The 13,463-nt window shown below is 57.0% G+C and carries 14 protein-coding genes; 13 read left to right on the top strand and 1 reads right to left on the bottom strand.

Annotated features, from left to right (window positions below; all coding sequences use genetic code 11):
• Position 1 precedes the first annotated feature (1 nt).
• Genes ctaD through AYI87_RS12305 form a run of 3 tightly spaced genes read left to right on the top strand, consistent with a single transcriptional unit; the run spans position 2 to position 3,055 of the window.
• Positions 2-1,612, top strand: coding sequence for a cytochrome c oxidase subunit I (gene ctaD, locus AYI87_RS12315; RefSeq protein ID WP_011863933.1), 1,611 nt, complete (start codon positions 2-4; stop codon positions 1,610-1,612).
• A gap of 1 nt (position 1,613) precedes the next feature.
• Positions 1,614-2,183 carry a cytochrome c oxidase assembly protein gene (locus tag AYI87_RS12310; RefSeq protein ID WP_144202448.1) on the top strand — a complete coding sequence of 190 codons (570 nt, stop codon included), beginning with the start codon at positions 1,614-1,616 and terminating at the stop codon, positions 2,181-2,183.
• Positions 2,180-3,055 carry a cytochrome c oxidase subunit 3 gene (locus AYI87_RS12305; RefSeq protein ID WP_011863931.1) on the top strand — a complete coding sequence of 292 codons (876 nt, stop codon included), beginning with the start codon at positions 2,180-2,182 and terminating at the stop codon, positions 3,053-3,055. The genes AYI87_RS12310 and AYI87_RS12305 overlap by 4 nt, the downstream gene beginning before the upstream one ends.
• Before the next feature lie 15 nt (positions 3,056-3,070).
• Here the strand turns inward: AYI87_RS12305 and AYI87_RS12300 are convergent, their stop codons facing one another.
• Positions 3,071-3,289 carry a DUF2909 domain-containing protein gene (locus AYI87_RS12300; RefSeq protein WP_144202446.1) on the bottom strand — a complete coding sequence of 73 codons (219 nt, stop codon included), beginning with the start codon at positions 3,287-3,289 and terminating at the stop codon, positions 3,071-3,073.
• Between AYI87_RS12300 and AYI87_RS12295 the strand changes: the two genes are divergently transcribed.
• From AYI87_RS12295 to AYI87_RS12250, 10 genes are all read left to right on the top strand, one after another.
• Positions 3,288-4,043: an SURF1 family protein gene (locus AYI87_RS12295; protein WP_144202444.1), complete on the top strand. Its 756-nt coding sequence runs from the start codon at positions 3,288-3,290 to the stop codon at positions 4,041-4,043. The two genes, AYI87_RS12300 and AYI87_RS12295, sit on opposite strands and share 2 nt — an antisense overlap.
• 172 nt (positions 4,044-4,215) lie before the next feature.
• Complete coding sequence (locus AYI87_RS12290) at positions 4,216-4,767, top strand: hypothetical protein (RefSeq protein WP_011863928.1); 552 nt, start codon at positions 4,216-4,218, stop codon at positions 4,765-4,767.
• A complete protein-coding gene (locus AYI87_RS12285; RefSeq protein WP_144202442.1) occupies positions 4,767-5,750 on the top strand; it encodes a COX15/CtaA family protein in 984 nt (327 codons plus the stop codon). The genes AYI87_RS12290 and AYI87_RS12285 overlap by 1 nt, the downstream gene beginning before the upstream one ends.
• 12 nt (positions 5,751-5,762) lie before the next feature.
• Positions 5,763-6,665, top strand: a complete 903-nt coding sequence (gene cyoE / locus AYI87_RS12280) for a heme o synthase (protein ID WP_144202440.1) — start codon at positions 5,763-5,765, stop codon at positions 6,663-6,665.
• 4 nt (positions 6,666-6,669) lie between these two features.
• Complete coding sequence (locus AYI87_RS12275) at positions 6,670-7,305, top strand: SCO family protein (RefSeq protein WP_144202438.1); 636 nt, start codon at positions 6,670-6,672, stop codon at positions 7,303-7,305.
• A 163-nt stretch (positions 7,306-7,468) separates the two neighbouring features.
• The gene (locus AYI87_RS12270) at positions 7,469-7,768 is read left to right on the top strand and encodes an STAS domain-containing protein (RefSeq protein ID WP_144202436.1); all 300 of its coding nucleotides are present in this window, start codon (positions 7,469-7,471) and stop codon (positions 7,766-7,768) included.
• Positions 7,765-8,127, top strand: a complete 363-nt coding sequence (locus AYI87_RS12265) for a response regulator (RefSeq protein WP_144202434.1) — start codon at positions 7,765-7,767, stop codon at positions 8,125-8,127. Before AYI87_RS12270 ends, AYI87_RS12265 begins: the two co-directional genes overlap by 4 nt.
• Positions 8,128-8,148: 21 nt before the next feature.
• Positions 8,149-10,209 (top strand): chemotaxis protein CheA, encoded by a 2,061-nt coding sequence (locus tag AYI87_RS12260; protein WP_144202432.1) that lies wholly within the window; start codon positions 8,149-8,151, stop codon positions 10,207-10,209.
• 28 nt (positions 10,210-10,237) lie between these two features.
• The gene (locus AYI87_RS12255) at positions 10,238-10,795 is read left to right on the top strand and encodes a chemotaxis protein CheW (protein ID WP_144202430.1); all 558 of its coding nucleotides are present in this window, start codon (positions 10,238-10,240) and stop codon (positions 10,793-10,795) included.
• Positions 10,796-10,817: 22 nt separating this feature from the next.
• Positions 10,818-13,412, top strand: a complete 2,595-nt coding sequence (locus AYI87_RS12250; protein ID WP_144202428.1) for a methyl-accepting chemotaxis protein — start codon at positions 10,818-10,820, stop codon at positions 13,410-13,412.
• Positions 13,413-13,463 lie beyond the last annotated feature (51 nt).

Raw genomic sequence — 13,463 nt, 5'->3', positions numbered from 1 at the left:
TATGAATGCAATAACGCGTGAAGCAGATATGGATGCCACTCATATTGGCGAACATTCGACCCACCACGAGGAGCACCCGACGGGCATAAAGCGTTGGCTGTTTACCACCAACCATAAAGACATAGGCACCCTGTATCTCTGGTTCAGTTTCATCATGTTCTTAACCGGCGGCGCCATGGCCATGGTGATCCGCGCCGAGCTGTTCCAGCCGGGTCTGCAACTGGTGGAGCCCAACTTCTTCAACCAAATGACCACGGTTCACGGCCTCATCATGGTGTTTGGCGCCGTGATGCCGGCTTTTACTGGCCTCGCCAACTGGCTAATCCCTATGATGATAGGCGCGCCGGATATGGCCCTGCCGCGGATGAACAACTGGAGTTTCTGGATCTTGCCCTTCGCCTTTGCGATCCTGCTCAGCTCGCTGTTTATGGAGGGCGGCGGGCCTAATTTTGGCTGGACCTTCTACGCCCCGCTGTCGACGGCCTATAGCCCGGATAGCACGGCGCTGTTTGTCTTCTCGGTACACATCATGGGTATCAGCTCCATCATGGGCGCCATCAACGTGATCGTGACCATAGTCAACATGCGCGCTCCCGGCATGAGCTGGATGAAGTTGCCACTGTTCGTCTGGACCTGGCTGATCACCGCCTTCTTGTTGATCGCCGTGATGCCGGTACTCGCCGGTACAGTGACCATGGTACTAACCGACAAGTTCTTCGGCACCAGCTTCTTCGATGCCGCCGGCGGTGGTGACCCTGTGATGTTCCAGCATATCTTCTGGTTCTTCGGCCATCCCGAGGTCTACATCATGATCTTGCCATCCTTCGGCATCATCTCCGCCATAGTACCGGCCTTCAGCCGCAAGAAGCTGTTTGGATACTCCTCCATGGTGTACGCCACCGCCAGCATTGCGATCCTGTCGTTCCTGGTCTGGGCGCACCACATGTTTACCACAGGTATGCCTGTGTTCGCCGAGCTCTTCTTCATGTACTGCACCATGTTGATCGCCGTGCCGACCGGAGTGAAGGTATTTAACTGGGTGGCCACCCTCTGGCGCGGCTCGCTCACCTTCGAGACGCCCATGCTGTTTGCGCTAGCCTTTATCATACTCTTCACCATAGGTGGCTTCTCTGGGCTGATGCTGGCCATCACACCGGTGGATTTCCAGTACCACGACACCTACTTCGTCGTGGCTCACTTCCACTACGTGCTGGTCTCGGGGGCTATCTTCTCCATCATGGCGGCGGCCTACTATTGGCTACCTAAGTGGACCGGGCATATGTACAGCGAGAAGCTCGGCAAGCTGCATTTCTGGTGCTCGGTGATCTCGGTGAACGTGCTTTTCTTCCCCATGCATTTTCTGGGGCTGGCGGGCATGCCGCGACGTATTCCGGACTACTCGATTCAGTTTGCCGACGTCAACCAGATAGTCTCTATCGGCGGCTTCGCCTTCGGCCTGTCTCAGCTGATCTTCCTGGTGGTGGTGATCAAGTGCATACGCGGCGGCGAGCCGGCACCCAGCAAGCCTTGGGATGGCGCCGAGGGACTGGAGTGGACATTGCCGAGTCCGGCCCCCTACCACTCATTCTCGACACCACCCGAGGTGAAATAGCATGACGGACACTAAGGCGTACTCCAACCGTAAGCTGATCGGCCTGCTGCTGTTAGGTTGCGTGGGCATGTTCGGCTTCGGATTCGCCTTGGTGCCTCTATACGATGTGCTATGTGAAAAATTAGGCATCAATGGTAAGACGCAGTCGACCGCCGCCGAATATAAGGCGGTGACCATAGACACCAGCCGCACCGTAACGGTCGAATTTATGGCACAGACCCAGAAAGATATGCCCTGGGTCTTCGCCCCTGAGATGAAACGCATTCAGGTGCATCCGGGTGAGGTGATTCGTACTCAGTTTCACGCCAAAAATCTCTCGGCGCAGCAGATTGTCGGGCAGGCTATCCCCTCTGTCTCTCCGGGACAGGGCGCGGCCTATTTCCACAAGACAGAGTGCTTCTGCTTTAACCAGCAAAAACTCGATGCCAATGCCGATGCGCAATTACCTTTGATCTTCTATGTCGATACCGAGCTGCCCGAGCAGATCTCGACACTGACTCTCTCTTATACGCTATACAACATCACCGACAAGGGGTACGTAGATGATGTTGAGCAAGGAGCTGCGAAATGACAAGCAAACATGAACACTACTATGTCCCCGCCCAGAGTGCCTGGCCCATCATAGGTGCCTTCGGCCTCTTCCTCATCGCCTATGGCGCCGGCAGTTATGTACAGCAGTTACAGACGGAGCAGACTAGCGGCGGTTATATCCTTACGGCGGGGATCGCCGTCATCCTCTACATGGTCTTTGGCTGGTTCAGGACAGTGATCGGCGAGTCCATGTCTGGCCTCTACTCTAAACAGATGGATCGCTCCTTCCGCCAAGGAATGAGCTGGTTTATCTTTTCCGAGGTGATGTTCTTTGCCGCCTTCTTCGGTGCCCTGCTCTATGCCCGCACCATAGCTGTGCCCTGGCTCGGTGGCGCCTCGAACAATGCCATGACCCACGAAGTGCTCTGGCCCAATTTCCAGGCGGTCTGGCCCCTGGTCACCACACCCGATGGCACCAAGACAGAGGCCATGGGCTGGACGGGTCTGCCCCTGTACAACACCATCATACTGCTGACCTCATCGGTAACTCTGCATTTCGCCCATGTGAGCCTGGAGAAGAGCAAACGCACCGCGCTCACCCTCTGGTTAGGCATCACCATACTCTTAGGTCTTGCCTTCCTCTTCCTCCAAGCAAAAGAGTATGCCCACGCCTATCAGGAGATGGGGCTGACTCTCTCCTCTGGCGTTTATGGTAATACCTTCTTCCTGCTCACAGGATTTCACGGCATGCACGTGACCCTGGGGACTATCTTTCTGTTCGTGCTCTTCTTGCGGGTACTGAGGGGGCATTTCACGCCGGATAAGCATTTCGCCTTCCAGGCGGGCAGTTGGTATTGGCACTTTGTGGATGTGGTCTGGCTCTGCCTGTTCGTATTCGTCTATGTGCTTTAGCGACGAATCGAGAGACTAATAGGGTCTGGGATTGGGGGTGATGACCCCCAGTCCCAGAGCAACCAACAACAGGATCACCACCAGCACAGAGAAGAGCACACGTCGCCCCAGATACTGACTCATGGGCGCCTTGCCTTCTCCCTTCACCAAGACAAATAAGGCCCGGCCAAGATTAAAGATAATGAAGACCAATAGCAGTACTAAGACGATCTTAAATAGCAGTATTTCGCTCATGAAGGCTCCCACGGTTCGCGGTGGCACGATTTTTCTCGTTTTAGTTACTTTGCTGGTATTCACCATTCTGGTCAAGCTGGGACTGTGGCAGTTAGACAGGGCCGCCGAGAAGCAGGCGCTGCAACAGGCGCTCACCCTCAAGCAGACCGCCGCGCCGCTGGATTATCAGAGTCTGCTCGTCTTAGCCGAGCGCGGCTCCCTCACTGGCTATCGTCTGGAGGTCAAGGCGACACCTGTGGATGCTCCCATCATACTGCTAGATAACCAGGTGTATGAGGGCCGCGTTGGTTATCTGGCCTACCAGGTGATGCGTGTCGAGACCGAGATCGAGGCCGATGCTCCCTTGCTGCTGGTCGAGCTTGGCTTTATCGACAGCGGCCTGGACAGACAGAAACTGCCCCAACTAACCAAGCTAAGGCGAGAGGAAACACTGAGCGGCCGCGTCTATCAGCGGGCCAGCAACCCCTTGAGCCAACATCTACTGGCCGAAATGGGCTCCCCCATGAGGATCCAGAACCTTAACCTACCTGAGTTATCGCAAACACTTAAGCTGCCGCTCGCCCCCGCCATACTCCAGCCCGAGACGATTCCGGGCAGCGCGCTACCCCATCCCTGGCAGCCGATCCCCATGAGTGCCCAGAAACACCAGGGATATGCCCTGCAGTGGTTTTCCATGGCGGCAGTCTTCCTGATGCTTATGACTTACCTTCTGATATTTAAGAGGAAAAATAAAGAATCCAGTAAAAACAAATGAGTGTCGTAACTTGTTGCGCAAAACCAGCTGACCCTGTAGGTTAAACAATAGGCACCCCAAATTAACGGGGCGCTCACCCAGGTAAATGGTCACTTCCTAGCCGTCTCGGGGAGTTGATATTTTTCGGTGTCTGGCACGCGCTAACCCATAAAATAATCAACAGAGGATTAAGATGAGATCCCCAAAGAGCCGAGGCGCAAAACCCCTACTGATCTTGCTACTGGTATTTGTCTTACCCGTTGCGGTGGCAAAGCTGGTGCTGAGTCTGAATCTCTACCATGGTGGCGTCACCAACAAGGGCGAACTCCTGCCGCCCGATACCAACTACGCCCGACTGGCGATGGCCAACCCCATGCCCAAGCACTGGCAGATGATCTACCTGCTCCCGAGCCAATGCGATCAGGCCTGCATGAACCGACTCTATATACTGCATCAGAGCCAGATCGCCCTGGGACGGGACCAACACAGGGTCAACCCCATCATACTGCTACAGGCAGACAGCGATCTTGCGGCGCTGCAGGAGAGTGAGTTCAGCTTCACCACAGCCCAGGCCACCGAGGCACTTAGCCAGATGTTAACCCGGGAAGAGATCATCATAGTGGATCCGCTGGGCTCCCTGGTGATGCGCTATGCCCAGGTTGAAGATGAGCAGGCCCAGCTGATGCTGGGCAAGGCGATGATCGCCGACTTAAGAAAGATGCTTAAACTGTCGAGGGTCGGCTAATGCAGATGACTTCCCTACTCAAACTCACCCTGGTCTTTACCCTATGCGTTATCCTGATGGGTGCATACACCCGACTGTCGGACGCCGGCCTTGGCTGCCCCGACTGGCCCGGCTGCTATGGCATGATCAAGGTGCCCACCCAGAGCCATGAGCTGGCCAAGGCACAGGACAGCTTTCCCGAACACACGGTAGAACCCGAGAAGGCCTGGCTGGAGATGATCCACAGATACATTGCCGGCACACTGGGCCTGCTGGTCGCCTTCATCCTCTTTATCAGCTTCAGGCGGCCCGATGCTCCCAAGAAGCTGCCGAGCTTTATCGCCCTGCTAATCCTGTTCCAGGCGGCGCTGGGGATGTGGACCGTCACCATGAAACTTATGCCCGTGGTGGTGATGTCCCACCTGATAGGCGGCTTTACCCTGATCTCCTTGTTGTGGCTCCTCTACCTCAGGACCAAGCCGCTACGCCTACCCGGCGGCGAGCCAAGGCTGCGAAAACTGGCACCCTACGCCCTCTTCTGCCTTTGCCTACTCGTGCTGCAGATCATCCTAGGCGGCTGGACCTCCTCTAACTATGCGGCGCTGGCCTGCACCACACTGCCCATCTGCGAAGGAGACTGGGTAAGCAACCTAGACCCGCTGCACGCCTTCTATCCCCTGCACAAGACGGAAGGTAGCTACGAGTTCGGCATACTGGATTACTCCTCCCGCATGACAATTCATGTGGCGCACAGGTTCGGCGCCATCATCACGGCGACCGCCCTGCTCTGGCTGGTGTATCGCATGATCAAATTCTCACACTCTCAGCTGCTGAGACGCAGCGCCTGGGTCCTCCTGGGGTTATTGTGCCTACAGATAGCCCTAGGGATCAGCAACGTAGTACTGCACCTTCCCCTAGGGATCGCCGTGTCCCATAACGCGGGCGCCGCACTCCTGTTACTCACCTTGGTCTTCATCAACTACGCCCTGTGGCGTAAGGCATAAGGAGGCATCGCCATGGCCAAACCTATGACAATCACTAAGCCTGTCGCCACCCCGCTACCCTGGCGCGCCTACCTCGAGATGACTAAGCCTAGGGTGGTTGCCCTGATGCTGCTGACCGTGTTGGTCGGCATGTGTCTGGCGGTACCAGGCTCGGTACCGGTTCAGCCACTGATCGCCGGCCTGGTGGGCATAGGCATGATGGCGGGGGCCGCTGCGGCCTATAACCATCTGATCGACCGCCGCATCGACGGCCTGATGGCCCGCACCTATAACCGTCCGCTCCCCAAAGGCCGGGTCTCTATCACCAAGGCGCTCACCTTTGCCACCGCCATGGCGATTCTCGGCTTTGCGCTGCTCTACTGGGCCGTCAACCCGCTCACCGCCTGGCTCACCTTCGCCAGCCTCATCGGCTACGCGGTGATCTATACCGCCTATCTCAAGCGCGCGACACCGCAGAATATCGTCGTCGGCGGTCTGGCCGGCGCCATGCCCCCCCTGCTGGGTTGGACGGCGATCACCGGCGAGTTTCACGGCAATGCCTTGCTGCTGGTGATCATCATCTTCGCCTGGACCCCGCCCCACTTCTGGGCGCTGGCGATCCACAGGCGCGCCGAATATGCCAAGGTCGATGTGCCCATGCTACCCGTCACCCACGGCGTCGAGTTTACTAAGACCTGCATCATGCTCTATACGGTATTACTGGCACTAGCCTGCCTCTACCCAGTGCTGGTCGGCATGTGCGGCCCCCTCTATCTGATGGGGTCGACCCTGTTGAGTTGTGGCTTCATCTATAAGGCCTGGCAGCTCAAGTATCGAGACAAGCCGGGCCTGGCAATGCAGGTGTTTCGCTTCTCCATCTACCATCTGATGCTGCTCTTCTTGCTGCTACTGGTCGACCACTATCTCTGGAGCTAACGCAATGAAACCGCTATGGATAGTCCTAACTTTACTCATCTTCAGCGGCCTGGGGGCGATCGCGGCGGTTAACTTCACGGGTCAAGCGACGCCGCCTGAGCTGCTCACCAGCTATCGTTATCCCCAGCAGCGACCTCTGTCCCCCTTCGAGCTGACAGATCAGAACGGCAAGGCCTTCACCAACGCCAGGCTAAAAGACAAGTGGAGCCTGTTCTTCGTCGGTTACACCTCCTGCCCGGATGTCTGCCCCACCACACTGGGCAAGCTGGCGGCGGCCTATCAACAGCTGGAAGGCGTAGTAGATCTACAGGTGGTGTTTCTGTCGGTCGATCCGGCCCGGGATACCCAGGCCAAACTCAAGGATTACATCAACTTCTTCAATCCTAACTTCGTTGCGGTCACGGCCCCCCATAGCCAGTTACTGCCGCTGACCCGTGAGCTGGGCTTCGTCTATACCATGGTAGGCGAAGGCGAAAACTATCAGGTGGATCACAGCGCCTCCATGATGCTCATCTCTCCCGACGGCACCCGGGTGGCCACGGTTAAGCCCACCAGCCTGGATCCGCGACAGCTGCCGCAGATCCGCAACAAGAACCTCATTCACGATGTGATCGCCCTGGCGACTCACTATGGTGAATAGCAAGAATCACTGGTCAAATTTGCTTTCATCACACATCACTGGCTCCTCACTCGGGAGCCTATTTAGTTAAAAAACTGTTATTTTTCAGGCAAGCCTCTTATTTACCGTCTATCTTTTGATCCTAGTGGAGTCTTATTGACAGGGATTGTAGAGGAGCCCCCCGATGACCCAGAGTCCGATTCGCTTAGCGTCCGAGCTGACGATTCGTAACATCCAGCAGGTCCATCACGATATTGCCGAACAACTCACAGCGTCCGACGCCTTGTGTATCGACGCCAGCCAGTTGACCCGGGTCGATACCTCAGGTGCGCAGCTGCTCTACTTTTTGCATCACTATTGCCAGACGCACCACCATGCCATCGAGTGGACACCGCCCGCAGAGGAGGTCGAACATACCTTGGCCGAGTTGGGGCTCGACGCGACACAGATCTTTGCGCTTGCTCAGGAGAGAATTCAGGAATGAAGAAGATACTCGCAGTAGATGATTCAGCCTCCATGCGTCAGATGGTGGGCTTTACCCTCAAAACGGCGGGATTCGATGTGACCGAAGCCTGCAACGGTGACGAAGCGTTGACCCAGGCGAAGAGCCAAAACTATGACCTGGTGATCTCAGACGTCAATATGCCAGTGATGGACGGCATCACACTAATCCGTAATCTACGCAGCCTGCCCAACTACAAGTTCACCCCTCTGCTGATGCTCACCACAGAATCGGGCAGCGACAAGAAGCAGGAGGGACGCTCGGCCGGTGCCACCGGCTGGATAGTCAAACCCTTTAACCCCGACCAGCTGCTTGCCACGGTCAACAAGGTGTTACGTTAATCAGAGTCTGGATGGTGGGATATGGAAATCGATCTGAGTCAATTCAGCCAAGTCTTCTTTGAAGAAAGCCTAGAGGGCTTGGAAAGCATGGAGTCCGAGCTGCTTAAGCTCGATATCGCCGCGCCGGATCCCGAGGCGATCAACACCATCTTTCGCGCCGCCCACTCCATCAAAGGGGGAAGCGGCACCTTCGGTTTTAACCAGGTCGCCAACTACACCCACCTGCTAGAGACGCTGCTGGACGAGATCCGCGACGGCCGCCGCGAGATGACCAGCCATCATCAGGACATACTCCTGCTGTCGGTCGACCTGCTGCGCAACATGCTCGACGCCGTGATGCATCAGCAAACCTTCGACGATCCCATGCTCGCCGATCTGGAGCAGAAGTTCGCCGCCGAGCTATCCCAGGCCGAGTCACAAGAAGATGCGGCTTCGCGCGAACCCGAGACACCAGAACTGACGACCTGGCAGATCAGCTTCAAGGCGGGCACGGACATCCTCAGGTACGGTAACGACCCCCTGCTGATGTTCAACGAGCTGGGTCAGTGTGGCGAACTCAGTGTCGAGCTGCTGCCTCAAGAGGTCCCCGACTTCACTCAGTATGACCCCGAGGCCTGCTACCTCGCCTGGTCGCTCACCCTCACCACAGACCAACCCCTTTCGCGTATCAAGGAAGCCTTCGAATGGGTCGAGGATGAATGCGACATTGACTATCAGGCTCAGCCCAAGACGAGCGAGGCCAACGAGATAGCGACAGAGAAAGAGATAGAGGCGACGGAAGAGGACAACATTCAGGTCAGTACTCAAACAACTCCCCCGGCTAGTGCCCAAGCCGAAAAACCCGCAAGCCAGACCAGGCCCAGCGTGGTCAGCAACAAAACCCAGGACGCCGGCTCCATCCGCGTCAGCATAGAGAAGATAGATCTGCTGATCAACATGGTGGGTGAGCTGGTGATCACTCAGGCCATGCTGGGCCAGATCGGTCAGCAGGAAGAGATGACGCCCGAGTCCTTCATCACCATGAAACAGGGGCTGGAGCAGCTGGCCAGCCACACACGGGATCTGCAGGAGAGTGTCATGCAGATCCGCATGCTGCCCATCAGCTTCGCCTTCAACCGCTTCCCCCGTCTGGTACGGGACATAGGCCAGCAACTGGGCAAACAGGTAGAGCTGGTCCTCAAGGGTGAGGATACCGAGCTGGATAAGACTGTGATGGAGAAGATAGTCGATCCTATGGTGCACCTGGTGAGAAACTCCCTCGACCACGGCCTGGAGACCCCAGAGGTGCGCCGTCAGAAGGGCAAACCCGAAACCGGCACCCTCACCCTCAATGCCTTCCATCAGGGCGGTAACATCATCATAGAGATCATCGATGACGGCGCCGGGCTCAACACCCAGAAGATTCTCGATAAGGCACGCGCCAAGGGACTGGTCGGCAGCGACGAGGAGCTGAGTGAAGAAGCCATTCACCAGCTGATCTTCAAACCCGGCTTCTCTACCGCTGAGACGGTCTCGGACCTCTCCGGCCGCGGCGTCGGCATGGATGTAGTGCTAAGAAATATCCACGAACTCAACGGCACCATAGAGCTGAAATCCACCCAGGACAAGGGCAGTCGCTTTACCATACGCCTGCCACTCACCCTGGCGATACTCGATGGTCAGTTGGTACGCATTGGCACGCACACCTATGTGGTGCCCCTGGTGGCGATTCACGAGTCGCTCGAGGTGCCCGCCGCCCATATCAATCGCCTGAGTGAAGAACATGAGGTGATCCGTCTGCGGGATGAATACCTGCCTGTGCTCAAGGTCTATGAGGCATTCCATCACGAAGCAGATGCCAAACAGATTAAAGATGGCCTGGTGATGGTGGTCGATGCCAACAACGACAAGGTGGGGCTCCTGGTCGACGAGCTACTGTCCCAGCAGCAGGTGGTGATCAAGAGTCTGGAAGATAACTACAGCAAGGTGGCCGGTATCTCGGGAGCCACCATACTCGGCGACGGCACCGTCGCCTTGATCATAGACATTGCCGGGTTAGTCAGCCTCGCGGGCATCAACAACACCCAAGAGCACGCCGCCTAGAAAACCAAATGAGAAGGGAGATTCATCCATGACACAGGCAGACGAAGCAGGCATCACACTCACCGCCAAAGACGATGCCAGCGATCAGTATCTTACTTTCATCATGGCCGATGAGGAGTATGGCGTCGACATACTCTCGGTGCAGGAGATCCGCGGCTGGGAGCCAACGACAGTCATTCCCAACTCCCCCAGCCATGTCAAAGGGGTCATCAATCTGCGTGGCACCATAGTCCCCATCATAGATCTGCGGCAACGATTCGGTATCGCCAGCCTGGACTACGGCCCCACGACAGTGGTGATCGTCATCAAGGTCTGTGTCGGCGACGAACACAAGGTGATCGGCATAGTGGTCGATGCCGTCTCTGATGTCTTCAGTGTCCATCACAGGGATCTGCGCGACGCCCCCGACTTCGGCGAGGAGACAGATCTCACCTTCATCAAGGGACTCGCCAATCTGGCGGACAAGATGGTGATTCTGCTGGACATAGACACCCTACTTAGCAGTGAGGTGCTGCCCGAGGCCACCCAACTGTCAAACATCATCAATAATATCGACGCTGCTTCAACACAGGCTGTCAGCGCCTAACCCGGCAAGAGAGGAACAGAGAATGGATGCAATGAACAGCAAGACTGGCAACGCAAACAATCTGCCGATCATTGGACTGCTGATCGCTGGCGTCGCAGCCCTATTGGCCTTTACCCAGCAGCCCTCGCTCTGGGTCGGCATAGCTCAGGTGGTTGCCATCGCCGTCATCGCCCTGGGTATTCAACAACAGGGGCAGATGCAACACAGGCTGCGGCAAGCCTTCGAGGAGATCCGCCAGGCACTCGAAGGCAAGAATCCGCCGAGCTTTTCCGCCTTCGACTATCCCCATTGGCCTGAGATCAGCCAGAGCCTGACCCAGCAATGGCATGCCAACCAGGGCAATCAGGCACAGCTCAGGGCCCTGGAGATGTGCCAGGCCAATGTGATGCTGGCCGACCCCCAAGGCAATATTAACTTCCTCAACCAGTCGCTGCGCCAGACCCTGGAAAAGGCCGAGTCTGACATACAGCAGGCGATCGCCAGCTTCAGCGTCGACACGCTTATCGGCACCAACATGGATGCCTTCCATCAGCAACCCAGCCATCAACAAAACATCATTGCCAAGCTACAGCGCCCACACTCGGCGCAGATTAAGGTAGGTAGCCGCATCTTTTCCTTGATCGCCTCTCCGGTGTTTGACGACGAACATCAGCGCATTGCGACTGTGGTCGAATGGCAGGATAAGACCGAAGCCCTGGCCAAGGCGGACGCAGAGAACAAGCTGGCCCAGGAGAACAGCCGCATCAAGCAGGCGCTGGATGTCTGCCGCGCCAACGTCATGGTGGCGGATGCCGACTATAACATCATCTACCTCAACGACTCTGTCACCCAGATGCTTAAGGACAATGAGCAGACGCTGCAACAGACGCTGACTAAATTCAATACCAATAGCCTGCTCGGCAGCAATATCGATATCTTCCACCAGAACCCGGCCCATCAACGTAAGATGCTCGACAGGCTCACCGGCAGCTACGACACCAGCATTCAAGTCGCGGGGCTCGACTTCACCCTGATCGCCACTCCGGTATTTGAGAATGGCGTACGCACCGGTACTGTGGTCGAGTGGCAGGATGTCACCGAGAAGCTGGCCAAGGAGGCGAAGGAACGTCAACTGGCCGCCGAGAATGCCCGCATCAAGCAGGCGCTGGACAATGTCTCCTCCAATACCATGGTGGCCGACGCCGATCTGAACATCATCTACATGAACAAGGCCGTCAGCCAGATGTTCAAGCAGGCACAAAATGATATTGCCAAGGATCTGCCTAACTTCGACGCCAGCAACCTCATGGGCGTCAACATAGACAATTTCCACAAGAATCCCAGCCATCAACGCAACCTGCTCAAGACGCTGACCACCACCTACACCAGCCAGCTCAAGGTTGGCGGACGCACCTTCCAGGTGGTCGCCAACCCTATCCGCGATCCTAACGGTGAAAGCATAGGCACGGTTGTGGAGTGGGCCGACAGAACCGCCGAGGTAGCGATAGAACATGAGATAGACTCCATCATAGGCGCCGCCAGCAAGGGGGACCTCTCCCTGAGGGTCGGCACCCAGGATAAAGAGGGCTTCTTCCTCAACCTCTCCAACGGCCTCAACCGTCTGGTCGGCATCGCCGACCAGGTGATAGGCGATGTGGTGAACATGTTCGACGGCCTGGCCAAGGGGGATCTCAATCGTCAGATCCAGGGCGAGTATCAAGGCCAGTTCGGTAAGCTACAGGCCGATGCCAATGCCACCGCAGCCAAGCTGACCGAGGTGCTCGATGGCATCAACCAGTCCGCCAATACCGTGACCTCTGGTGCCGAAGAGATCGCCCAAGGTAACGCCGACCTGAGTCAGCGCACCGAGGAGCAGGCCGCCTCCCTCGAAGAGACAGCTTCGAGCATGGAAGAGATGACGGCAACCGTCACCCAGAGCGCACAAAACGCCACGGTCGCCAATCAGCTGGCCCAGGAGGCCAACACTAAGGCCGCCCACGGTGGCAAGGTGGTGGAGCAGGCCGTGACTGCCATGGAGGCAATCAACGAATCGAGCAAGCGTATCGCCGACATCATAGGGGTGATCGATGAGATTGCCTTCCAGACCAATCTGCTTGCCCTCAATGCCGCCGTCGAGGCGGCCCGAGCGGGCGAACAGGGACGCGGCTTTGCCGTGGTGGCAGGCGAGGTGCGTAACCTGGCGCAGCGCAGCGCCGGCGCCGCCAAGGAGATCAAGGAGCTGATCCGTGACAGCGTGACCAAGGTGACCGACGGTACCCAGCTGGTGAACCAGTCGGGTGAGACGCTGGAAGATATAGTACAGGCGGTGACTAAGGTCGCCGATATGATCAGCCAGATCAGCATCGCCTCGGATCAACAGTCGGCGGGCATTCAGGAGGTTAACAAGGCGATCTCTCAGATGGATGAGATGACCCAGCAAAATGCCGCCCTGGTCGAACAGGTATCGGCCGCTGGCGATGCCATGGCCGAACAGGCACGCAACATGAAGGCGCAGCTCGGTTTCTTCCAGTCCCAGACGCCGGTGCATTCGGGCATGACCTCGGCGCCGCTCTCCCTGGTGGCCGGCGATAGCCATGGCCCCCTGAATATCAGCAACGAGGAGTGGAACGAGTTTTAGGAACTGGAGGCGCCAGAGGAAGGCGCCCCATAGAGTCGATTCGATAGCCAG

It is taken from the genome of Shewanella sp. KCT, from assembly GCF_007636505.1.
Lineage (GTDB): Bacteria > Pseudomonadota > Gammaproteobacteria > Enterobacterales > Shewanellaceae > Shewanella > Shewanella halotolerans.
Note: the sequence above shows the minus strand (reverse complement) of the source record. Positions and strands in the feature narration are given on the sequence as shown.